Annotated in this window: 19 protein-coding genes; 13 read left to right on the forward strand and 6 right to left on the reverse strand. The window is 41.2% G+C overall.

Going from position 1 to position 24,195, the window contains the following annotated elements:
* Positions 1 to 121: 121 nt before the first annotated feature.
* The gene (locus ACTFWY_RS03370) at positions 122 to 433 is read left to right on the forward strand and encodes a DUF3784 domain-containing protein (RefSeq protein ID WP_311810615.1); all 312 of its coding nucleotides are present in this window, start codon (positions 122 to 124) and stop codon (positions 431 to 433) included.
* A 248-nt stretch (positions 434 to 681) separates the two neighbouring features.
* Here ACTFWY_RS03370 and glmS read toward each other — a convergent pair whose 3' ends face one another.
* Positions 682 to 2,484: a glutamine--fructose-6-phosphate transaminase (isomerizing) gene (gene glmS, locus ACTFWY_RS03375; RefSeq protein WP_311810616.1), complete on the reverse strand. Its 1,803-nt coding sequence runs from the start codon at positions 2,482 to 2,484 to the stop codon at positions 682 to 684.
* A gap of 447 nt (positions 2,485 to 2,931) precedes the next feature.
* Here glmS and ACTFWY_RS03380 point away from each other — a divergent pair, with 447 nt between their 5' ends.
* From ACTFWY_RS03380 to yihA, 7 genes are all read left to right on the forward strand, one after another.
* Positions 2,932 to 3,222, forward strand: coding sequence for a hypothetical protein (locus tag ACTFWY_RS03380; protein ID WP_060813438.1), 291 nt, complete (start codon positions 2,932 to 2,934; stop codon positions 3,220 to 3,222).
* A gap of 14 nt (positions 3,223 to 3,236) precedes the next feature.
* Positions 3,237 to 4,262, forward strand: coding sequence for a signal peptide peptidase SppA (sppA, locus tag ACTFWY_RS03385; RefSeq protein WP_311810617.1), 1,026 nt, complete (start codon positions 3,237 to 3,239; stop codon positions 4,260 to 4,262).
* A 2-nt stretch (positions 4,263 to 4,264) separates the two neighbouring features.
* Positions 4,265 to 5,050, forward strand: a complete 786-nt coding sequence (locus ACTFWY_RS03390; RefSeq protein ID WP_081132019.1) for an RDD family protein — start codon at positions 4,265 to 4,267, stop codon at positions 5,048 to 5,050.
* Positions 5,051 to 5,199: 149 nt separating this feature from the next.
* Positions 5,200 to 6,144 carry a hypothetical protein gene (locus ACTFWY_RS03395; RefSeq protein WP_308052609.1) on the forward strand — a complete coding sequence of 315 codons (945 nt, stop codon included), beginning with the start codon at positions 5,200 to 5,202 and terminating at the stop codon, positions 6,142 to 6,144.
* Positions 6,145 to 6,285: 141 nt separating this feature from the next.
* Positions 6,286 to 7,569, forward strand: a complete 1,284-nt coding sequence (gene tig, locus ACTFWY_RS03400) for a trigger factor (RefSeq protein ID WP_003126431.1) — start codon at positions 6,286 to 6,288, stop codon at positions 7,567 to 7,569.
* A gap of 288 nt (positions 7,570 to 7,857) precedes the next feature.
* Positions 7,858 to 9,102 carry an ATP-dependent Clp protease ATP-binding subunit ClpX gene (clpX, locus tag ACTFWY_RS03405; protein WP_005471356.1) on the forward strand — a complete coding sequence of 415 codons (1,245 nt, stop codon included), beginning with the start codon at positions 7,858 to 7,860 and terminating at the stop codon, positions 9,100 to 9,102.
* Between the two features lie 81 nt (positions 9,103 to 9,183).
* On the forward strand, positions 9,184 to 9,771 hold the full coding sequence (gene yihA, locus ACTFWY_RS03410; protein WP_003126435.1) for a ribosome biogenesis GTP-binding protein YihA/YsxC: 588 nt from the start codon (positions 9,184 to 9,186) through the stop codon (positions 9,769 to 9,771).
* Positions 9,772 to 9,885: 114 nt separating this feature from the next.
* On the opposite strand, the gene ACTFWY_RS03415 is transcribed toward yihA, so the two are convergent.
* Positions 9,886 to 10,068: an SPJ_0845 family protein gene (locus tag ACTFWY_RS03415; RefSeq protein ID WP_029486767.1), complete on the reverse strand. Its 183-nt coding sequence runs from the start codon at positions 10,066 to 10,068 to the stop codon at positions 9,886 to 9,888.
* A 131-nt stretch (positions 10,069 to 10,199) separates the two neighbouring features.
* Here ACTFWY_RS03415 and ACTFWY_RS03420 point away from each other — a divergent pair, with 131 nt between their 5' ends.
* A complete protein-coding gene (locus ACTFWY_RS03420; RefSeq protein ID WP_138372002.1) occupies positions 10,200 to 11,531 on the forward strand; it encodes a hypothetical protein in 1,332 nt (443 codons plus the stop codon).
* A gap of 123 nt (positions 11,532 to 11,654) precedes the next feature.
* Here ACTFWY_RS03420 and ACTFWY_RS03425 read toward each other — a convergent pair whose 3' ends face one another.
* Genes ACTFWY_RS03425 through ACTFWY_RS03435 form a run of 3 tightly spaced genes read right to left on the reverse strand, consistent with a single transcriptional unit; the run spans position 11,655 to position 15,248 of the window.
* Positions 11,655 to 13,559: a PTS fructose transporter subunit IIABC gene (locus ACTFWY_RS03425; protein WP_103299792.1), complete on the reverse strand. Its 1,905-nt coding sequence runs from the start codon at positions 13,557 to 13,559 to the stop codon at positions 11,655 to 11,657.
* A 22-nt stretch (positions 13,560 to 13,581) separates the two neighbouring features.
* The gene (gene pfkB / locus ACTFWY_RS03430; RefSeq protein ID WP_003126439.1) at positions 13,582 to 14,496 is read right to left on the reverse strand and encodes a 1-phosphofructokinase; all 915 of its coding nucleotides are present in this window, start codon (positions 14,494 to 14,496) and stop codon (positions 13,582 to 13,584) included.
* A complete protein-coding gene (locus tag ACTFWY_RS03435) occupies positions 14,493 to 15,248 on the reverse strand; it encodes a DeoR/GlpR family DNA-binding transcription regulator (RefSeq protein ID WP_003126440.1) in 756 nt (251 codons plus the stop codon). The genes pfkB and ACTFWY_RS03435 overlap by 4 nt, the downstream gene beginning before the upstream one ends.
* A gap of 203 nt (positions 15,249 to 15,451) precedes the next feature.
* Between ACTFWY_RS03435 and ACTFWY_RS03440 the strand changes: the two genes are divergently transcribed.
* Positions 15,452 to 16,918 carry an alpha-amylase gene (locus tag ACTFWY_RS03440; RefSeq protein WP_081132025.1) on the forward strand — a complete coding sequence of 489 codons (1,467 nt, stop codon included), beginning with the start codon at positions 15,452 to 15,454 and terminating at the stop codon, positions 16,916 to 16,918.
* Between the two features lie 175 nt (positions 16,919 to 17,093).
* On the opposite strand, the gene ACTFWY_RS03445 is transcribed toward ACTFWY_RS03440, so the two are convergent.
* Positions 17,094 to 18,641: a ClC family H(+)/Cl(-) exchange transporter gene (locus ACTFWY_RS03445; protein ID WP_060813319.1), complete on the reverse strand. Its 1,548-nt coding sequence runs from the start codon at positions 18,639 to 18,641 to the stop codon at positions 17,094 to 17,096.
* A gap of 167 nt (positions 18,642 to 18,808) precedes the next feature.
* On the opposite strand from ACTFWY_RS03445, the gene pcrA reads away from it, so the two are divergent.
* From pcrA to ACTFWY_RS03460, 3 genes are read left to right on the forward strand one after another with little or no spacing between them, the layout of a single operon-like run.
* Positions 18,809 to 21,049 (forward strand): DNA helicase PcrA, encoded by a 2,241-nt coding sequence (gene pcrA, locus ACTFWY_RS03450; RefSeq protein ID WP_021149781.1) that lies wholly within the window; start codon positions 18,809 to 18,811, stop codon positions 21,047 to 21,049.
* 12 nt (positions 21,050 to 21,061) lie between these two features.
* Complete coding sequence (ligA, locus tag ACTFWY_RS03455; protein ID WP_103299797.1) at positions 21,062 to 23,092, forward strand: NAD-dependent DNA ligase LigA; 2,031 nt, start codon at positions 21,062 to 21,064, stop codon at positions 23,090 to 23,092.
* On the forward strand, positions 23,082 to 24,179 hold the full coding sequence (locus tag ACTFWY_RS03460; RefSeq protein ID WP_311828169.1) for a CamS family sex pheromone protein: 1,098 nt from the start codon (positions 23,082 to 23,084) through the stop codon (positions 24,177 to 24,179). The genes ligA and ACTFWY_RS03460 overlap by 11 nt, the downstream gene beginning before the upstream one ends.
* Positions 24,180 to 24,195 lie beyond the last annotated feature (16 nt).

Consider the following 24,195-nt stretch of genomic DNA (forward strand, 5'->3'; position numbering starts at 1 on the left):
AAAATATAATGATAATCCAAATAATGATTTTCATGTGGTATACTCACTGTATAAAGCGCAAGAAACCGATTGGTGAATGGATCTAAACGTTAGGCAGACGTGTAGAGAGGATGAATGTGTGATGGGAAATACAACAGGATGGTTAGTCGTGGGTTTGTTTTTTATTACAGGTATCCTATTTTTAAGCAGACATGGATGGCAATTGATTGCTGGATACAATATGGCTTCTGAAGAAAAAAAGGCACAGTATGATTTAGATCGTTTGTATGTAGCGAATGGCATCGGTATGTTGGTTCTGGGTGCTTTCATCCTGCTTTCATTACTTATTAGTGATCACTGGTCATTAATGGGGAATATTTTATTCGTTGCAACTAGTTTACTGACGATAGTAGGGATAATCATCATAAATGGCACGTGGTGTGTAAAGAAATGATACATTTCTCCTATGTTGATCAACAGAGGTGCAATGAATCTGGGATGAATGCTGCTTGCTGTTTTGTGCATTACTTAAAAGACTTTAAAAAAATTGAGGGACGAGAAAAGAAAGGATGATCAAAATAGGCCATTCCAAGCAGTTTCAGCTTGTCTAAAAAAATTGCTTTTAATTGGTTGTACGAAAAAAAGAGCCGCGACAATCGTCTTGTCGCAGCTCTTTTTTCTGCCTAAAAACTTTTAAAAGTTTTATTCGACAGTCACTGATTTAGCTAAATTTCGAGGTTTATCCACGTCATACCCTCGTTGCAATGTTGCAAAGTAAGCCAACAGTTGCGTAGGAATCACGGCAACTAAACTAGTAACCAATGGATGGACCGAAGGCAAAACAATGTGATCCGTCGCTTTCGCTAGTTCTTGGCTGACGATGACTAAAGTATGAGCGCCACGAGACTCAACTTCTTTCAAATTTCCTCTCGTATGGGAGCCGGTCACTTCTTCAGTGATGATTCCGATGACTGGGGTTCCTTCTTCGATCAGTGCGATGGTTCCATGTTTCAATTCGCCAGCTGCAAATCCTTCTGCTTGAATATAAGAAATCTCTTTTAGCTTCAGTGCAGCTTCCATGGAAACATAATAGTCATTGCTTCGACCAATATAAAACGCATTGTGACTAACAGACAAATACTCTTCTGCTAATTGACTGATGACCGCTTTTTCATCAACTAATGTTTCCATAGCAGAGGCAACAATACTTAATTCATGGAAAACATCGAAGTCCTGTGCAGCAGCAATACCTTTAGCATCACCGATTGCTTTTGCTAATAAGGTTAAAACTGCGATTTGAGCAGTATAGGCCTTGGTAGAAGCTACGGCGATTTCAGGTCCGGCATGAAGTAACAATGTATGGTCAGCTTCACGAGAAAGAGTCGAGCCTGCTACATTTGTAATAGTCAGACTAGGCAAATTCATTTGATTGATTTTTACCAAGACTTGTCGGCTGTCGGCTGTTTCTCCACTTTGTGATAGAAAAATAAAGAAAGGTTTTGCAGACAGCAAAGGCATGTTGTAGCCGAATTCACTTGATAAATGTACTTCAACAGGAATCTGTGTCAGAGATTCTAGAATCGCTTTTGCGGCCCAACCAGCGTGATTACTGGTTCCGCAAGCAACGATGTAGATGCGGTCGCTCGCAATCATTTGATCCTTTAATGCGTCATCGATCGTCACTTCTCCTGTGCCTTGATACTCTTGAACGAGACGACGCATCACAGCTGGCTGCTCGTCGATTTCTTTCAGCATATAGTAAGGATACGTTCCTTTTTCGATGTCTGTTAAATCAAGTTGTGCTTCATAAGACTCGCGATAAACAAGATTTCCTTTTAGGTCTTCGATTTCAATCGTTTCTGCCGTCACAGTTACCATTTCACCGTCTTCAATTTCAACGAAATGAGTAGTCTGATCCAACATAGCCAATGCATCACTACAAATAACGTTAAACCCATCCCCAAGCCCAATCAATAACGGACTTTTATTTTTTGCTACATAGATGGTTTCAGGGTCATTTTTATCAACTAATGCAAAGGCATAAGAACCACGAATCAATGAGAGTGCCTTTTTGAACGCTTCTTTAGTCGAAAGGTCTTTTTTCAATACTTCGATCAAGTGGACGACAATCTCTGTATCTGTCTGTCCTTCGAAGTGATGATCACTTAAATAGTTTTGATGCAATTCTTCAAAATTCTCGATTACTCCGTTATGAACCAGTACTAATTCTTGGTTAGAAGAAGTATGAGGGTGGGCATTTTTTTCTGATGGTTTACCATGAGTTGCCCAGCGAGTGTGTCCGATACCGATCGTTCCTGTTACTTCTGGTGTGACTTTGTCTTCCAAGTTTTTGATACGCCCTTGTGCTTTGACTAAGTGGCCAGAAGTACGATCAGCAACATATAAACCTGCTGAGTCATACCCACGATATTCTAAACGTTCCAAACCATTCAAAATGACTTGTTCAGCATTTGATTTTCCTACAATTCCTACGATTCCACACATAATGACAAATCCTACTTTCCACTACTTATTTACGATTCATTATGTATTTCTACCTGCGCAGCAAGAGGTTTGTTTTCATCTCACAATGAGGTTTTGTTCTTGCTTATAGAGTGCAGTCCCTAGAGATACCCGCCGAAAACTTCGATAAACTCTTTCCTCGTCATCTGTTGTACAGATCTGGCGCTATTCCTATTGGTCTATCTATCCTCCTTAAATTATTTTGTAGAAATACATGCATTATCATAATATTTATAAGGACGTTAGTCAAGAGAAAAAGCTAAAAAAAATAATTGGTATAGATGTTATTAGAGGCAATGTTTGTTCTGTAATGGAGATTTAAAGAAGGAGAATTGCGGATGATCCAATTCGTAAAATTGGAATTGTCGTTTTTGACTATCCTTTTTTTTTTAATTTCGATACAATGACAGAAGAAAGTGAGGGATGAAGATGTCAGAAGCTGTACAATGTATGACGTTTTCCGAGTTGAAGGAAATAGTGGAAAGATTAGAGAAACAAGAAAATGTCAATGATGATACAAAAATCATGTTAGACACTGGTTGGGACAGCCTGCAGGAAATTCTTCCGGGTGCGATCTCTGTTCAAGAAGCACAAGCGTTTCGAGTGCAAGATGAATTAACTAAAGAATATTTCGGCGGCTACGCATTGAAAGAAAAAAGCGAAAAATTCGATGCAAGTGGACTAGTTGAAGCGGTAATTGTGATTGAGAACCGCTATTAAAAAGGAGTGGAAAAATGAATAAGAGAAGATGGGTGGCTGTTGCGATTGCAATTGGATTGTTTGTGTGCTCAGGTGTTTTTGCTTTGATGGCTCCGCCAGCAAATGAAGAGTCGTCACTGGACGGATTGAATGCTCTTTTATACGGAAGCAATGAATTGGAGGAACATCAAATAGCGGTTGGAGATAGCAATAACCGCATCCTTCGCTTGACTTTGGAAGGGACGATTGCGAATACTTCAGGTGGTGGATTGTTCTCAACAGAAGGATATGATCATCAATTATTTCTGGAAGAATTACGTGCCGCGCAAGAGGACCCAACGATCAAAGGGATTCTATTTGAAGTGAATTCGCCTGGGGGCGGAGTTTACGAAAGTGCAGAGATTGCTCGTGAAATGAAAAAGATCAAAGAAATTGGAATTCCTGTCTATGTCAGTATGAAGAACACCGCAGCTAGCGGTGGTTATTATGTCTCAGCGGGTGCGGACAAAATCTTTGCCACAGATGAAACCGTGACAGGTTCTATCGGAGTTATTATGTCTGGATTGAATTATTCAGGTTTATTGGATAAATTAGGGATCGAAGATAGCACCTATAAAAGTGGTGCCTTGAAAGATATGGGTTCCTCTACAAGAGCCGCTACCGATGAGGACAAGAAAGTTCTGCAAACTTACGTGGATAATGCATACGGACGCTTTGTTTCCATTGTAGCTGAAGGACGAGGCATGTCAGAAGAAGCTGTTAGAAAAATTGCTGACGGACGGATTTATGATGGTCAACAAGCTGTGGAGAACGGGTTAGTTGACGAAATTGGGTTTCCTGAGGACGCCTTCGCTGCATTAGAAGCAGATCAAGGGTTAGAGGATGCGGAAATTTTTGAATATGGTGTCGGTTCCACAGGGTTCGCTTCTACATGGCTGGGTTCAAAGCTGGCAGAGTTTCAAGGGCTGAAGGCATCTGAGTCTAGTAGTCTTTTGCAAGTAGTAGAAAGCCTGGGTACGATGGATGCGCCGAAACCTCTTTATTATTATGGAGGTGAATAACTATGCCTGAAAAAGAAACGAAAGAGCCACGAATCAAACAACAACCTGTTGAACAGGGAGCAGAAAACGTAACTCTGGAAAATCTAGAGTCGACCTCTGGAATCTCTACAGAGCAGGCGAATCAAGAAGCACAACTAGCTGTGGATACCCCAAATCAAGAGGCCGCTGTGACGAATCATCCAGATGATTTCTATCAACAAGTATTGGGCTCGTTTAAGAGAAAAGAATTTAGCGAGGAAGAGATTAATCAGCGTCAAAAAGAATGGCAACGGTATGAGGGGATAGAAGACAAACAGAAAGAACGCAGACGAGTGAATGATTTTCCAGATTACTTTTTTGCTGGGTTTTGGATTCGGCTATTTGCTTATCTCGTAGATGTACTTTGTATCGGAGCTATTACAGGAATTACTCTGGATACGATCTATCACTTAGGTGGTTGGTCAAGTAGCGGGCATCCTTTTGGACTCTACCAGTTACTCTCGTTGGCCATCTACTTAGGCTATTTTGTTTTATTAACAAAGTTCAATCAGGGACAAACGGTAGGTAAGATGATTTTCGGTATTCGGGTCGTGTCATTTACAGAAGCTGATTTGAGTTGGAAAACAGTTCTGACAAGAGAACTGTGTATGCGCTACGTTTTGCAATTCAATCCTTTCTTTTATTGCGGTTATTTGCCAGTGATTTTTACTAAAGAAAAGCAGCATGCCGGAGATTATTTTTCTGAGACCAGTGTGGTTACTATCAATTTGATTAAAGCATTCAATAAACAGGCAAATGCCAATATGTAACAAGAATAGACAATAACGTAATGAGCGGTCAGTCTCTATTTGAGGCAAACGAAGACTGACCCGTTGAAAAGCGGTCTTGCTACCAGAAGATTGCACCATACAAGCGGAAGTGCGATTGCAGATCGATTACAGATAAAGGAGAATGAGATATGGGAGACACGATCCAGTTTCCAAAACCTGAAGACCGCCTGCGTCATTCAGCAGAAAAAGCATATCAGGCAAAAGATTATCTGAAGGCTTACCATGATTACCAGGAAATTTATACTGAGCATTCTTCTTTTGAGATCAATCAGTCTCTCGTTAAGTGCTTACAGCAACTGGCTGATTTTGCAAAAGCGTTGGAAGTGGCAGATGATTTCTTGGATGAATACCTACAAGATCCAAATGGTTTTGTTCAAATTGGTCATTTGTTGATTCTTGATGGTCAATACTTGCAAGCGAGAAAATGGATAAGACTCGCAGAGGAATTTCCGGTGATCTCTGAAGCGGTAAGCGAAAATTTAGTGAAAGAATTGGATAAAGTAGAAGAAGTTCAACAAATACTTGGTTTGGAAGATTTTTTAGGAAAAAAACAGTCATTGCTTGCAATGGACAGTAGCAACCAACCCGTTAGCGGGCATACATGGCACGTTTTTTCCCAAGGACTCACAAAGGATCAGTTTGTATCGTTGATGACGGAGCTGCTTCCTCAGTTAACGAATCCTTTTTTGTTACCAAAACTAGTAGAAGAACTTGTCCGTTTAGGAAGTTCACAGCAGTTTGAATTGATAGACTACATGGGGGATCAACGGCAGATCATTCCCAATCAGTTATCTTTATTGAGGGAAGTGCCAGTTTTCAGCCAAATGCGACAAGCTGTGAATGAACGAATCGGGCAAGAAAATCCAACCTTAGCAGAAGGCATTTTAGAAGAGTTGAATGATCATTTTGCTTTAAGCTATCCGTTCTTGCCAGAAACCCAAGAGATTGATCGCTGGGTACAAAGCTATATCGATGAGTATCAAGATCTTTTTGCAAAAAGCGAACCACAAGCGATCGACGAGGAGATCCAACGTAAGAAAACAAGATTACGAAAGATTTTGGGTTCTTTCTAATTATGAAAGCAGATCACTCAAGAAAAAAACGAGAAGTTTCTAGGTAAAATGTTTACAATTAAAGAACGTTAGTGTACTATTTAAAGGTATGCATGAAACTATTTCATATGTAAAATATAATTGTTATTCGGAGGGAAATAAATGACTGCAAAATGGGAAAAAACAGGCACCAATGATGGTGTATTGACATTTTCGATCGAGCAAGCTGAAATCCAAAAAGGCTTGACGACTGCATTTAATAAAGTGAAAGGCAACTTAAACGTACCTGGCTTCCGTAAAGGAAAAGTATCTCGCCAAGTATTTAACCGTATGTACGGAGAAGAAGCATTGTATGAAGATGCATTGAATGCTGTCTTGCCAGAAGCTTATGAAGCAGCAGTTAAAGAAGCTGGTATTGATCCAGTATCACAACCAAAAATCGATGTTGACAGCATGGAAAAAGGTCAAGACTGGGTGATCAAAGCAGAAGTGACTGTGAAACCAGAAGTTAAACTTGGTGATTACAAAGAGTTGACTGTTGAAAAACAAGATCGTGAAGTAACAGAAGAAGACGTAGATGCTCGCATCAAACGTGAACAAGAAGCACAAGCTGAGTTAGTCATCAAAGAAGACGAAGCTGCTGAAAACGGCGATACAGTCGTTATCGACTTTGAAGGTTTCTTAGGTGAAGAAACATTTGAAGGCGGCAAAGGCGAAAACTATTCATTAGAATTGGGTTCTAACTCTTTCATCCCAGGTTTTGAAGATCAATTAGTAGGAGTGAAAGCTGGCGAAAGCAAAGAAGTCAACGTCACTTTCCCTGAAGATTATCAAGCAGAAGATCTAGCAGGTAAAGATGCGGTCTTTAAAGTAACAGTTCACGAAGTCAAAGCAAAAGAATTGCCTGAATTAGATGATGAATTTGCCAAAGATGTTGATGATAGCGTTGAAACACTTGCTGAACTAAAAGAAAAATACCGCAAAGAATTGACAGAAACAAAAGAAAAAGCTGCTGAAGATGCAAAAGATGAAGCAGCGATTCGCCAAGCAGTAGAAAACGCAGAAATCGTTGAATTACCACATTCAATGGTCCATGACGAAGTTCACCGCTCAATGGATGAGTTCTTGAACAACATGCAACGTCAAGGAATTTCACCAGAAATGTACTATCAATTGACTGGTTCAACGGAAGCTGACTTGCATCAACAATTTGAAGGCGAAGCAGAAACTCGTGTGAAAACTAACCTTGTGATTGAAGCAATCGCAAAAGCAGAAGGTTTGGAAGCAACTGAAGAAGACATCGAAAAAGAAATTCAAGAGCTTTCAGAAGCTTACAACATGCCTGTTGATCAAATCAAACGCGTCTTGACAGAAGATATGTTGAAACATGACATCACAATGAAGAAAGCCGTTGAAATCGTAACTGGTACGGCGAAAGAAGCTTAATTTTCATCAAAAGAGCGGCAAACGTCTTTTCCGATGTTTGCCCTTTTTGATTGATCAAAAAGCAATGGTGTGTATATTTCATACGATCGTTTTTTGCTTACTTTGCCTTTTTGAGCAGGAGGATCTTAACTTATTTTGCGGACGTGGTCAATTGCTAAGAAAACGTAACGGCCATGAGAAATAGCTTTTTCTTTCAAATGAGTTATGATAAGATGATTAAAGACTGTAAAGATAGTAAAACCAATTCCACTCCTTTACAGGTTAGAAATTTATCAAGGGGTGAACAGTATGTACGACAACACAAATGGAAATGACGCTGTTCGTTGTTCTTTTTGCGGGAAGACGCAAGAGGAAGTAAAGAAGATCGTTGCCGGTCCTGGTGTATACATATGTAATGAATGTATCGACTTGTGCAAGGAGATCATTGACGAAGAGTTCTACGAAGAAGCCATTCGTGAATTTACCGAGGTACCTAAACCACAAGAATTGCTGCATATATTAAATGATTACGTCATCGGACAAGATCGTGCGAAAAAGACACTTGCTGTAGCGGTTTACAATCATTACAAACGAGTGAACGTTGAGCCGACCGCAGAAGACGTTGAGTTGCAAAAAAGCAATATTTGTCTAATTGGACCAACTGGCTCTGGGAAGACGTTCCTTGCTCAAACATTGGCCCGTTCATTGAATGTGCCATTTGCTATCGCCGATGCCACCAGCTTGACGGAAGCTGGATATGTCGGAGAAGATGTAGAAAATATTTTGCTGAAACTTCTGCAAGCAGCGGACTATAACGTTGAAATGGCAGAAAAGGGCATCATTTATATTGATGAAATCGACAAAATCGCTCGTAAAAGCGAAAATGTTTCGATCACGCGAGATGTATCGGGTGAAGGGGTGCAACAAGCGTTGCTGAAGATCTTGGAAGGGACACAAGCAAGTGTACCGCCTCAAGGTGGACGGAAGCATCCTCATCAAGAAATGATTCAAATCGATACGACGAATATTTTATTCATCGTTGGTGGTGCATTTGACGGGATTGATACCATCGTTAAAAACCGGATGGGTGAAAAAACGATCGGTTTTGGAACGAACAACAAACGGTTCTCAGAAGATGAAAGCATCATGCAACATATCATTCCTGAAGACTTGTTGAAATTCGGCTTGATCCCAGAATTTATTGGCCGTTTGCCGGTTATGGCAGCTTTAGACAAATTGACGACCGATGACTTGGTCCGTATTTTGACGGAGCCGAAAAATGCGCTAGTCAAACAATACCAAAAACTGCTAGCATTAGACGATACTGAGCTTGAGTTTGAACCAGCTGCTCTACGCGCGATTGCGGATAAAGCGATCGAACGCAATACGGGTGCTCGTGGTTTACGTTCGATTATCGAAAATATCATGATGGACGTGATGTTCAATGTTCCTTCTGATGAGTCGATTGAAAAAGTCATTATTACCGAAGATGCAGCCAAAGAAATCGGTGAACCGACAATCATTTATAATGAAGAAACAAAAAAAGCAGTTTGATTTTAGTAAGTCGGATAGTTTGATGACTATCCGACTTTCTTTCTGAAAGCATATGAGATTTTATTAGAAGGGAGCGAGCAGATGAAAGTACATGATGCAGAAATTGTGATCAGTGCTGTTTCACCGGCACAATATCCGGATACACATTTACCGGAAATCGCGTTAGCGGGTCGTTCCAATGTTGGGAAGTCTTCCTTTATCAATACATTGATTAATCGAAAAAATTTAGCGCGAACGTCTTCGAAACCTGGTAAGACCCAAACATTGAATTTTTACTTGATTGAAAATACCTTGCATTTTGTGGATGTGCCAGGATATGGCTATGCAAAAGTTTCAAAAACGGAGCGGGCAAAGTGGGGGAAGATGATCGAGACGTATCTTGCAGAGAGACAGCAGCTGCGGGCAGTCGTCTCTCTAGTGGATCTGCGCCATGCGCCTTCTCAGGAAGATATTCAAATGTATCAGTTTTTGAAATATTATGAGATTCCAGTAATCGTGGTGGCCACGAAAGCAGACAAGATTCCTCGCGGGAAATGGAACAAGCATGAAAGTGTGATCAAAAAAGCGCTGGAATTCGATCCAGCAGACACCTTTATTCTTTTTTCTTCCATCACTAAACAGGGGAAAGAAGAAGCTTGGCAAGCGATAGAAGCGGCCATCAAGCAATAATAGATAAGAGGTAAGATGCATGGGGCAATCTCTCAGGACTAGAAAATAAACGGAGAAAGTTTGCTCCGGAACATCTTTTATCGGAAAAATTCTGTGCAAACAAAAAAACATCGATTAGGATGTTTTTTTTGTTTGTTTTTTAAGATCCGTATTTTTTTCAGTTTCTTCTTTATCTTCTTTCGCATTCAAGAAGCGTTCGATGTCGGGTTTGTTTTCTTTTTTGTCATTGTCGGGAAGAATAGCAAACTCATCGAACATTTTATCAAGAGAATCTTCACGTTGGAATTTTAATCCCATATTCCCACCTCCAAGCGCCTCTAGTTTACCATGAAAACCAAAGTTTTTCATCTCAAAAGTAAGCGAAATAGTGTTCAATCATGAATCCCTTTACTATAATAAAATAAGAAGTACATAAAGAGGTGAGAAAGATGATCAAAACGAAGAAAATCTATGCCTTTATTCAATCGGCACAACTCGCCGATGCTCTGATGCGTGAACAAATAGCCAACTGGTTCGCTTTGGTCCGTCTTTCCTTTACCCCCACCAGCTACTATTTAAATCAAAAGGAAATCCACTCCTATGATATCGCTGAAGTACGCTCATTGCTGGAGGGAAGTATTGATGAGGTCAATTTTGAACTGATTTTAACCGATGGACAAAATGAATCCAGTATACACGTTGTCCAAGAAGCCGTACTGCAACGACATCTTTTTACATTTGATGTTTTTCAGGGATCGCGAGAACTATTACTGAGTTATATAAAGACCACAATGGAACAAGGCGGTCTCTTTAGTTATATTCGAGCTTATGATGAATTCCTCAATCATAATGTCGAAAGTGTAGAGAAACGCTATAACTTTCAGAAACCAGAAGAAATCGCTGAATTACCAAAGCGAAAAAACCATGCCAAAGAAATCGTGATCGATTGCAATCAATTTGCCGGATATGATGTTTTTTATAACGGGTTTTGTTTAACTTCCTGTTGGCGCATGTATTTCTCAGAGTACTATGAGCGAGTATTACCGTTAGTGATTATTAAAGATGCCCAACAAGTAGAACAAATCCAAACGATGGAGGAAGGGGTTGTCATGGTGGAGCTTTACCGTGATCCGTTTCAATGGGATCATCCTGCCAACCTTTCTTATCAACGTTTGTTTCGGGACCAAATCGGGGTGGATCAACTTACTTGGGATAACGGAGTAGGGATTTTGCGAGAACCGTTTATTGAATACGCGTTTGGCCATCAGTTGATCCAAACGATCCAATATCAAAATGATCGTTTACAGCCCACCGTCAAACGCAAAGCGACCCATTTTATCACTCGGAACTTTGATTTAGTTCGTGAGATTTACCAAGAACGTCGGGTGAGGGGATTGTTGAATGCACAGGCTTATTTCCCTTGGATCGACCAAGAAGGCATGCGGATGATGGATTACATTGTCTTAAAACCACAGTTAACGCTCGATAATGGCTTAGATGCTTATGAATTTTATATTCGCAGTCATTTAGAGGCGGATTACACTACGGAACATTTTGAAGAATACACCGTCTGTTTGCAGTTCTATTTGCCGCAAGAGGCGATGACAGATATACCTATCGACGAATTGAAAGATCGTATGTCAGATGTTCGCTTTGGTTTTTTGCATCGCAGCAAAAAATATACCTGGGTCAATCTAAAAAAAGAAACCCATCGCTTGCGGGTCTATTTTATGAATATGGAACGCTTAGCTGAACACCAATCCATTTCCGGAAATAAATAGAGCCATATAAAATAGCAAAGACAAGAAAGTTGAATGATTCTCGCAAAAAAATCTCCAGTGTGTTTCAAACACACTGGAGATTTTTTTTGCATAGGAGACGCTAGTTGTTTCACACAACACGTATTAAGCGGTAGTTACTTCTTTTTTTAACAAACCGAAGATGATTCCTGAAACAATCGCACCAATTAATATGAACAATAGGAATAATAATGGTTTTGATAGTAAAAGGACCACAAAGATCCCGCCGTGAGGAGCCATCAATTGAATATTGAATGCACCGACTAGGGCACCAGTTAAAGCAGAACCAATCACGAAACTTGGAATGGCCCGAAGAGGATCAGCTGCTGCAAAAGGAATCGCACCTTCAGTAACAAAAGATAAGCCCATCACGATATTCGTCAAACCTGCTTCTTTTTGATCTTTAGTGAATTTATTTTTGAATAAAACTGTTGCGATAAAGATCGCCAATGGCGGCACCATTCCACCAGCCATGACTGAGGCCATTACGACACTACCACCTTCGGCAACCGTTGTGGCAAGTGTTGCTGTACCGAACACATAGGCAGCTTTGTTGATTGGACCACCTAGATCGGCTGCCATCATAGCTGCTAACAGAGCACCTAGTAAAGCGGCATTTGTTCCACTCAATCCTGTTAAGAAGCTGTTTAAGCCGTCATTGATCGCTTTCATTGGGACATTGATCATTAGCATGAGGAACCCAGTAATCAACAAACCAAAAACAGGGTAAAAGAGAATCGTTTTGATTCCATCTAATGACTTAGGCAAACCTTTGAAAAGATTGCGCAAGAATTTGATGACATATCCTGCTAAAAATCCACCAATCAATGCACCAAGGAATCCTGCGCCACCACTGTTTGCCAATGCGCCAGCAGCAAAACCAACGATCAAACCTGGGCGATCACTGATACTCGATGCAATAAATCCAGCCAAGACAGGTAACATGAATCCGAAAGCGGCATTACCGATTTGATTGAACCAAGCAGCTTGTTGATTATAACTACCTAATTGATTTAAAGCGTCTTGCGGTACACCCATGAATTGATCGACCATAAAGGAAATAGCGATCATGATTCCGCCTGCAATAACGAATGGCAACATATGGGAAACACCATTCATCAAATCTTTATAGATTCGTTGACCAAACGTACCATCAGCAGAAGATTCTTCTGCAACTGTTTGTCCGCTACTGTGAAAGACAGGAGCATCACCGCTTAAAGCTTCATTGATCAGTTGTTCCGTCTTACGAATCCCGTCACTAACAGGACGATTCACTAGATGTTTGCCGTTGAAACGATCCATCTCGACCTTTTTATCAGCAGCGACAATGACGCCAGCTGCTCGCGCAATATCCTCTTCTGTTAATCGATTTTTAATGCCTTCCGAACCATTCGTTTCAACTTTGATTTCTACGCCTAGTTCTTTGGCTTTTTTCTTTAATGCATCTTCAGCCATGTAAGTATGAGCAATACCCGTTGGACAGGCTGTAACAGCAACGATATAAGGGCGATCACTCACTGATTCTGTAGTTGTGACATCTGTCTGTTCTTCTTTTTGTACTTCTGCTTCAGCAAATAGTTGTTGGACTGCATCCGCAGTTGGTGCTTTCTTTAATTTCTCAACAAATTCTGGATCAATCAACAAGCGGGAAAGAGCAGCTAAGGCTTGTAAATGGGTATCATTAGCCCCTTCAGGAGCAGCAATCATGAAGAAGAGGTAAGTAGGTTGACCATCCAGTGCCTCATAATCCACACCGGTTTTACTTTTAGCAAATAAAACAGTCGCTTCATTGACTGCTTGATTTTTCGCATGAGGCATTGCGATACCGTCGCCAAGACCGGTTGATGTTTGGGCTTCGCGAGCCAAGATCCCTTCTTTGTAGACAGCAATATCTGAAATGCGGCCAACTTCATAAAGTTTGGCAACCATTTCGTCAATCGCACCTTTTTTATCCGTTGCTTGAAGGTCCATGATCATGGCATCTTTTAAGAGTAAATCGTTGATTTTCATTGTTTATCCTCCTTATGTTAAGTCAAAGTATCTTTTCAATAACAACTTCTGGCAATAATTCTTGAATAAATGCTGATGTGGCTAAATCATCTGAAAAAGCAGTGGCGCTGCCGCAAGCAACTCCCCATTTAAAGGCTTCCAGTGCATTTTTTGTTGCTGTATATTGTCCGATAAAGCCAGCAATCATTGAGTCGCCAGCTCCAACCGAGTTTTTCAGTGAACGCTTCAGAACATTCGAGCGGTAGATTTCGTTTCCAGTAAAGAAAATGGCTCCATCTCCGCCAAGGGAGACAATGACATTCTTGGCGCCATCAGCGATTAATTTTTGTCCATAAGGTAAAATATCTTCGAAGGAGTGGAATGTCGTTTGATACAGTTCCGCTAATTCATGATTGTTGGGTTTGATCAGCAACGGTTGGTCGGGTAATGCTGCGAACAACTCTGGACCCGTTGTGTCAATGACGAACTCGGCTCCAGCTTCTTTGACGATGGCGATCAACTCTTGATAGTAGTCAGCCGTCAGTCCATTCGGTTTGCTACCAGAAAAAATGACGATATCTTCCTTGGTAAGAGAAGACAGTTTGTCTTTCAATTGCTGACTTTCATCCTTTGAGATTGTTGGCCCTAATCCATTGATTTCAGTTTCTTCGCCAGATTTTAATTTAATATTGATCCTTGTATCGGCAGCAACTTGTGTGAAATCGGTCGTGATTCTTTCATTGATCAGCCAATCTTCAATGAAACGTCCAGTGAATCCGCCAATAAATCCAAGTGCAGTGGAAGGGATCTGGATCCGCTGTAAAATACGAGAAACATTGATGCCTTTGCCGCCAGGAAGTTTAAAGTCTTGCTTCATTCGATTAAGTTCGCCCAATTGTAATGCTTCGACGTGGACAATATAGTCAATTGATGGGTTGAGTGTGACAGTATAAATCATTCGGATACCTCCATAATAGTTGTTTGTGTTCGAAATTTAGCCGCATAGTTTTTCGGACAGAAGTCTGTGATAATCTCTGCGTCTTCAATGGCAGCAACTTGAGCAAAAGTAGTTTGTTGAAATTTAGAATGGTCCAGTAATACATAAGCTTTTTGACTATTTTCAATCGCGATTTTTTTGATCATTGCTTCTTCAGGATCTGGAGTCGTAAAGCCTGCGTCTACATGAGCACCATTCATTCCAATAAAACAGCGATTGAAGCGCAGTTTTCGCAATTGCTCACTGGCACCGCTCCCCAAGACAGCGTTCGTACTGATTTTGATCGTTCCTCCTAAAATCAATGTCTCGATTCCTTGATCGATCAGTAATGCCGCATGTTTGACAGAGTTGGTTACAACCTTCACATTTGAGATCGATGACAAGAAAGGGATCATTTCTAAAGTTGTGGTTCCAGCATCCAAGTAAATGACCTCATCCTTTTTGATCAATGAGACGGCATATTGGGCGATTTTTTGTTTCTCTACTTGGAACTTTTGCGTTTTTTCTTTCATATTGGGTTCAAATCCAAGGTGCTGGATCTTTTTGGCACCTCCATGGATTCGGACCAAAACTCCCTGTGCTTCAAGTTCTTGTAAATCGCGACGGATAGTGGACTCAGATGCTTGTAATTGATGGATCAATTCGCTGACTTTCACGATATCCGTTTCTTCTAAAAGGGCTAAAATCCTTTGATGACGCTCTTCTGTAAGCATTTACATCACCTCTTCAATTGTTATGATAGCACATAAAACAGTCATAATCAATCACAATCGGTTAAAAACAGTCAAAATGTAAGGGTAATACATTCTTAAACGGTCAAAAACGGTCGGCAAATCATTCAGAAAAGAATCGAAATGGGTTAATGTTTGACAAGAATGGCTATTCTTTGGCTTAATTATTTTAAGGGGGGAATTATATGAAGAATGAAGTGATATTGCAAGGCTTCGAATGGGACTTGCCTGCAGACAGTCAACATTGGAATAGATTGAAAGAAATGAGTAGTGAGCTTAAAGATTATGGATTTACAGCGGTATGGTTGCCTCCTGCATATAAAGGTACAGCGGGCGTCGAAGATGTTGGCTATGGTGTTTACGACTACTACGATCTTGGAGAATTTGATCAAAAGGGATCAATACCGACCAAGTACGGAACCAAAGATGAATATCTTGAAGCAATCAAAGCGTTGCAAGATCAGGGGTTGGAGGTTTACGCAGATATTGTATTCAATCATTTGATAGGAGCCGATGAAAAAGAAACGGCACCAGCGGTCAAATACAGTTGGGACAATCGCAACAAGCCGATAAGTGATGAAGAAGAGATCGAAGCTTGGACGAAGTTCACTTTCCCTGGAAGAAAAGGGAAATACAATGACTATGTCTGGACGTGGAAAAATTTTTCTGGCGTTGATTATGATGACCGAACCAACGATCATGCCTTGTTTAACTTTGCCCAAAAAGGGTGGGAAGATCAAGTGGATGATGAGATGGGCAACTATGATTATCTAATGGGCTGTGATTTGGATATGGAGAATCCAGAAACTATCGAACAGCTGGATAAATGGGGCAAATGGTATCAAGAGTTAACGAATGTGGATGGCTATCGCCTAGATGCTGTCAAACATATTGAGTTTAATTATTATGTTAATTGGCTTTTGAATCGCCGAGAAGAAAAAGGCAAAGATTTATTTGTGGTGGGAGAATATTGGTCGGGTGATCTGCCGAAACTAGAAGAGTATCTCGATTCTTCTGGAAATCTGATCCATCTGTTCGATGTGCCACTGCATTACAATTTCTATGAAGCATCTCATTCGAATGGTGCGTACGATATGAGTCAAATCTTTGCAGGTACATTGACTGCTTCTCGAGAAGACTACGCTGTGACTTTTGTCGATAATCATGATACGCAAGTCGGTCAGAGTTTACAGTCATGGGTAGATGGCTGGTTTAAAGTGCATGCCTATGCGTTGATCTTGTTGCGAAAAGCTGGAGTACCAGTTGTTTTCTGGGGGGATCTATTCGGTATTCCTGAACAAGGTATTGAACCAGTTGGAGAAGATTTAGAAAATCTCCTGAAATTGCGTGAGAAAATCTCCTTTGGCAATCAAGTTGATTATTTCGATGACCCAAATTGTATCGGTTGGGTACTGACAGGAGATTATGAGCACGAACTGTCTGGCTTGGCCGTGGTCATGACGAATGCCCAAGGTGCTGAGAAAGAAATGACCATCAGCGCCATTCATGGTGGCGAAACTTACGTAGATATTTTGAAAAATAATGAAGCAAAAGTTGTCTTAGACGAAACAGGTAAAGGAATTTTCCCAGTCAATGACGGTCAAGTTTCCGTTTATGTGGATGAACGTTTGGTAGAAAAATACTATAGCTGATTACAGAAGCTGATTTTAGAAAGAACCGTTTGGCAATATTATACGACAGCGATTGTATGGCAATGAAAGAAGGAGCAAAGCTGCAGACACATGTTCTGCAGCTTTGCTCCTTCGATTTTTTTCTGATCGACAAATAAAGACAGGAGGATGTTGACGGCAATTTGGCAGCCAATGTTTAAGTCAGAGGACCATCAGCTAAATAGCTGATTTTTTTCTTCACTTCCGAAACACTATTCGAATCCGTTAAGATCAAAAGGGCATCACCAACTTTCATGATCGTATCTCCGCGGGTCAAAATTTCATTTTCGCCACGACGAATGGAAATCAGCAACATGTTTTCTGGCCAAGGAAAGTCTCGAACGGCCATCCCATCAAATGAACTTTCTGCGGTTACCGGATACTCGATCACTGTTTTCGTTCCTCGGATATTCACAGCGGGTTCTTTATGCATCTTTTCAAGGAGAGACTCATAAATAGGATGACCACCAAGACCATCGACCACGATATAAGCTACTAAACTAACTAGTCCTAACGGCATTAGGTGATTGATTGATCCAACCATCTCTGTTACTAAAATAATAGCAGTTAAAGGAGCCTTACCGATCGCTGTAAAATAACCAGCCATTGCTACGATCACGAAATTCTTGATATAAATAGGATCCAGACCGATCGACTGTGCCAAAAAGGTACCAAAGATCGCACCAATCAGCGCACCTAATGTTAAGATTGGTAGGAAAATCCCCCCAGGCAGTCCAGCTCCATATGAAATCATGGAAAAACAGTAACGCAAAATCAGCAACATGACCAAAAACAACAGGGGAGCCCCGGTTTCTCCTAAAGTCAAGATAATTTGATTCCCGCCGCCTAAATAGTCTGGTAAAAATAGACCGATTGGAATAATCAGCACAAAAGGAATCAATCCATACCAGTCAGAGGATATGGGTAGTTTTCCATACCATTTAGGCAAAGACAGCAATGTCCACTGGTAAAATCGTCCTAAGATCCCTAGTAAGATACCTAAGATGACTAAAGCACCGTAATATTTCAAAGGCAAGTCATTGATCTTTCCTTGGTAAAGGACAGGTTTCAATCCAAAAAAATTTAAAGAGACAAAGTTAGCGGTAATCACTGAAGCAAAAGATGTCAGCCATACAAGAGGTGAAAAGGAATGGTGGATCTCTTCTAAAATGAACAGCAAACCGGCAATCGGTGCATTGAAAGCCGCCGACAATCCTGCACTGGCACCACTGGAAATCAATATTTTTTCTTCTGACTTTGGGGCTTTGAAGAACTGACTTAAACCTTGTCCGACAGCAGCACCTAGTTGAATCGAAGGACCTTCCCGCCCCAAAAAAAGACCCGATCCGACGGATAAAATGCCCCCGATAAACTTTTTCCAAAGGACAGAGAACCAATTATAATCGATCTCGCCACTTAACTTCCCTTCAACTTGAGGAATACCGCTGCCTTTGATTTGAGGTTCTGATTTTACTAAAAGGATCACAATAATTGCAGTGATGATAGAGAGAATTACCCACAGTATGATCTGATCTGGATGATCAGCAAGGTGTCGATAGACAGCAGCAACTTTTTCGCCTATCCATTCAATCGCAAGGCGAAACAAACTAACCACGATCCCCACAAATGCTCCTACCAAGATTCCTTTGCCTATAAAGGCCAGGCGGGTTGTATCTAAATAATGGATTTCATGTTTCTTCATCAAACTCCTCACTTTCCTTATTTAATTTAGCCCTTTTTTGAATAGATAACAAGGAATTTTTTTGAAGGACAAAAAAGAAAAATTTAGCAACTTTTCAAGGCGTTCGGTTTTCCCTACAATCGGATAATGCTATAATTGAATGGATTGAGAAAGAAAGGATGGTTAAAACCATGTCATCCAAAAATGAATTACTTGCGAATATGAATCCCCGGCAAAAAGAGGCCGTGATGCATACAGAAGGACCTCTGTTGTTAATGGCCGGAGCCGGTAGTGGCAAAACGCGGGTCTTAACCCATCGGATTGCTTATTTGATTGAAGAAAAAAATGTCAATCCTTGGAATATTCTAGCCATTACTTTTACGAATAAGGCGGCTAGAGAAATGAAAGAACGGGTGAATCAGCTTCTTGGATCTGGGGGAGAAGATGTTTGGGTCTCTACGTTTCACTCGATGTGTGTCCGGATTTTACGAAGAGATGTTGATCAGATCGGCTACTCTAGAAACTTTACGATCATTGATACCTCTGAACAAAACACTTTGATGAAACGAGTCTTAAAAGAGTTAAATATTGATCCAAAAAAATATGACCCGCGTTCCATTTTAGGAGCGATCTCCAATGCCAAAAATGAATTGTTGACTCCGGCAGATTATGAAAATCAACAAGGGAGCTTGTTTGAACAGATCGTAGGCCGCTGTTATGCGCTGTATCAAAAGGAATTACGAAATAATCAATGTATGGATTTTGATGATCTGATCATGAATACCATTCGCTTGTTTAAGGAAAATGAAGATGCACTGCAGTTTTATCAACGAAAATTTCACTATATCCATGTGGATGAATACCAAGATACGAATCATGCCCAATATACGCTTGTTAATTTATTAGCGGACCGCTTCAAAAATCTTTGTGTCGTGGGAGATGCGGATCAAAGTATCTATGGCTGGCGGGGTGCCAATATGCAAAATATTTTGGACTTCGAAAAAGATTATCCGGATGCAGCAGTGATTTTGTTGGAACAAAATTACCGCTCAACTCAGACGATTTTGAATGCTGCAAATCAAGTCATCAAAAACAACCGCAACCGTCCAGACAAAAATTTGTGGACTGAAAATAGAGCCGGTGAAAAAATCACTTACTATCGCGGGGATAGTGAACGAGATGAAGCTCGTTTTATTGTCAGTGAGATGCAAAAACAAATTGCAGATAAAGGACGTAAATTCGGCGACTTTGCTGTTTTGTATCGGACCAATGCTCAATCCCGGGTGATTGAAGAAATGCTATTAAAAGCAAACGTGCCTTATACAATGGTGGGCGGACGCAAATTCTATGATCGGAAAGAAATCCGTGATATCTTGGCTTATCTTTCGGCCATTGCTAACCCAAGCGATTCTCTAAGCCTAGAACGGATCATTAATGTGCCTAAACGTGGTATCGGGGCGACTTCTGTCGAAAAACTTCGTGAGTTTGCTTCGCTTCATGAATGGTCCTTGTTAGAAGCTGCGATGAATGTCGATTTAGCCAATATCTCAGGCAAGGCCGGCAAAGAACTTGGTAGCTTCGGCATGATGATGGACCAGTTTGCCCAAATGATTCCTTATCTGTCAGTGACAGAACTGACGAAAGAAATTTTGGATAAAACAGGTTACAAACAAGATTTGATCAATCAGAACAATCTGGAATCACAATCCCGGCTGGAGAACTTGGAAGAGTTCTTAACAGTGACCCAAGAATTTGACAAACGCTTTGAGGCACAAAATGAAGATGATGCCGATGCGCCAGAAGAAAAATTGACTGTCTTCCTCAATGACCTCGCTTTACTTTCCGATGTTGATTCCTATGAAGAAGAAAGCAGTCAAGTGACATTAATGACATTGCATGCGGCAAAAGGATTGGAATTTCCTGTGGTCTTTTTGATTGGGCTAGAAGAGAACATCTTCCCGTTATCTCGAGCATTGATGGAAGAAAGCGAACTGGAAGAAGAACGTCGTTTGGCTTATGTGGGGATTACTCGTGCAGAAGAAGAGCTATTCTTGACAAACGCATTTTCTCGTACATTGTATGGACGCACTCAATACAATCGTCCTTCTCGGTTTGTGGAAGAGATTGAACAAGATCTTCTGCAGTCACTGGGAGAAAGAACTCAGCCGAAAGGGGCAGCTGCTTCCTTTCAGCCTAAAGTTTTCAAACCAACGTATACCCAACCTCGTCAGTCCACTGTTTCGTCGAGACAAACCACGACTGCAGCCGGCAATCAATGGCAAGTGGGGGAAAAAGTCAACCATAAAAAATGGGGTGTCGGCACGATCGTTCGGACCACAGGGGCCGCCCAGGATCTAGAATTAGATGTCGCTTTTCCCCAACAAGGAGTAAAACGGCTGCTTGCAGCATTTGCTCCGATCGAAAAACTATAAGGAGGAATCAAAATGGCTGTGCCATCAACTGAAGTTCAACAACGAGCGGAAGAATTAAGAACCACTTTGAATCAATATGCCTATGAGTATTATGTGAAGGATCAGCCGTCTGTCGAAGATTACGTCTATGATCGACTTTATAAAGAACTTGTTCAATTAGAAACGGATTACCCGCAGCTGGTCACAGAAGATTCTCCTACTCAGCGAGTGGGTGGAATCGTTCTGCCTGGATTTGAAAAGGTCATCCATGATATTCCTCTGTACAGTTTGAATGATGTGTTTGATAAAGAAGAAATCATCGCTTTTGATGCGCGAGTCCAAAAAGCGCTAGGTCGTGCCGTTGATTATGTCTGTGAATTGAAGATCGATGGGCTATCAATCTCTTTGAAATATGAGAATGGACGGTTTGTGCGTGGTGCAACACGGGGTGACGGAACAGTCGGCGAGAATATTACGGAAAACTTGAAGACAGTCAAGTCAATTCCATTAAAATTGAAAGAACCTGTTTCATTAGAAGTCCGAGGCGAATGTTACATGCCTAAAGCTTCTTTCATCCGTTTGAATCAAGTACGGGAAGAAGAGGGCTTAGAGGTATTTGCCAATCCTCGAAATGCCGCAGCAGGAAGCTTGCGGCAACTGGATACACGGATTGCTGCCAGCCGTAATTTGAGCACATTCTTATATACTCTGGCAGATTTCGGTCCTATCGAGGCACACGATCAATTCTCAGCGCTTGATGAATTAGACAGTTTGGGTTTCCGGACAAATCATGAACGGCGTTTGTGCCGAACGATCGATGAAGTTTGGGCGTATATCGAAGAATTTCACGAAAAACGCAGTGAGCTGCCTTATGAAATCGATGGTGTTGTCATCAAAGTCAATGACTTCTCCGATCAAGATACACTAGGATTTACGGTTAAAGCTCCTCGGTGGGCGGCAGCTTATAAATTTCCACCCGAAGAAGCAGAAACGACCATTGAAGATATTGAATGGACAGTTGGACGCACAGGTGTTGTGACACCAACAGCGGTCATGACGCCGGTTCGAGTAGCTGGTACAACAGTAAGTCGTGCCAGCCTGCATAATGTCGATTATATTCGCGCTAAAGATATTCGCTTGAATGACTCTGTGATTATCTATAAAGCAGGAGACATCATTCCAGAAGTTGCCAACGTATTGACGGATAAGCGGTCAAAAGCCAGTGAGCCCTATCCGATTCCTACCCATTGTCCCATTTGCGACAGTGAATTGGTCCATTTAGATGAAGAAGTGGCACTGCGCTGCATCAATCCGAAGTGTCCTGCACAAATGAAAGAAGGATTGAGTCATTTTGTTTCCCGAAATGCTATGAACATTGAAGGGTTAGGCCCACGAGTTCTTGAACAAATGTATGAAAAGCACTTAGTTGCTGATGTTGCAGACCTATATTATTTGACGGAAGAACAATTGTTGACATTAGACAAAATCAAAGAAAAATCGGCAAACAATATTTTGTCAGCAATCGAAGCCAGTAAAGAAAATTCCGTTGAGCGTTTGATATTTGGCTTAGGGATTCGCCATGTCGGATCTAAAGCAGCAAGAATTCTTGCGGAACATTATCGCAATCTGCGTAATCTAAGTAAAGCGGATGAGTCGGAGATCGTTTCTTTAGAAACGATTGGGCAAACCATCGCGGATAGTGTTGTCACTTATTTCAACAACGAAGAAGTCCATGATCTTTTAGATGAGTTGGAGAAAGCAGGGGTCAATTTTGATTACCTTGGTTTAAAAAATGAGGAGCTCTCGGCTATTGACTCACCCTTTAAAGGTAAGACAGTTGTCTTAACAGGAAAGTTGACTCATTTCACTCGGGAAGAAGCAAAGGAAAGAATTGAGAACCTTGGCGGCAAAGTGACGGGAAGTGTCTCAAAGAAAACAGATATCGTCGTAGCGGGAGAAGAGGCTGGTAGTAAATTGACGAAAGCGCAAAGCTTGGGCATTACAGTTTGGGAAGAGAATCAAATGGTGGCAGCGATTGAAGGGAGCCATAACCATGAAGATTAAACACTTCTTGATCGTCGCGATGTCGTTAAGCTTTTTGTCAGGTTGCGGCAATCTCAACAAAGGAATCACGAATATCAACGAAGGTGAAGAGACGGCCAGCGGTAATATTACCACTGGCCGTGTCGATAATTCAGTCTATCAGGCAGTCATGACAGACGGCAAGTACCAACCGAGTGCTGCTAGAGGATTGAATGCAGAGCAAATGAACAGCGGGTTCAATCAAACCAATTTTGAGAATGGCTTGCTGAGGCTGTCCAAGCAGACTTTTTCTGTCGATACGTGCTACTTTCAAGAAGGTCAAAAAATTCCTGCTGATACGATCAAGAATTGGCTGAAACGTGTCTCTGATGATAACCCGCAAGGTCTTAACCCTGCCGGTTCAGATCAGCCGCTTATTTTTCAACAATTGATGGAGCAAGATTTTATTAAAGAAGACGGCAAAACATTGGCAGGTATTAGTTTAGGCTTTGCCTTTAATACCGTCTACTATGGCAGCGACGAGACCATTTCTATCTCTCGTGATGAGTGGATGGCAAACGCGCGGAAGACAGTCAATGCTGTTTTGACACAAGTAAGAAAAATCAAAGGGTTGGAGACTGTACCTATCGTGATCGGGTTATTCGAACAAGCTGCTAAAGATGATATCGCCGGAGGCAATTATGTTTATCAAGCAGTCAGCCAAGATGGAGGAACAACTATCGATCAGTATGAGAAAGTAGCAGAGGCCCACATTATTTTACCTGTAGCTGCGGGGGTCACCAATGCTGCAACCGATGATGGTTTGGATAATAAGTTCAAAACATTTCGTGATGCTGTCATTAGTTTCTTTCCTGACTTGAGTGGTGTGACCGGCAATGCGTATTACGTAAATGATCAACTCCAAAAACTTGTTTTGAAAGTCGAGTCGAATTATTACAGTAAAACCGAGATCACCAGTTTTGTTCAGTATAGCGCAAAGCAAGTGGAATCTGTCTTCAAAGGAGTTCCTGGCGAGATCGAAGTCCAAGTTGGCTCTCTAGGGAAACAGCAAGCTTTTATTGCCCGTAAAGATGGGGAAGAAAAAATCGAGACCTACATTTTCAATTAAGTATGATAATTTTCAA

This window comes from Enterococcus sp. 125944 (genome assembly GCF_051909435.1).
GTDB classification, from domain to species: domain Bacteria; phylum Bacillota; class Bacilli; order Lactobacillales; family Enterococcaceae; genus Enterococcus_D; species Enterococcus_D gallinarum.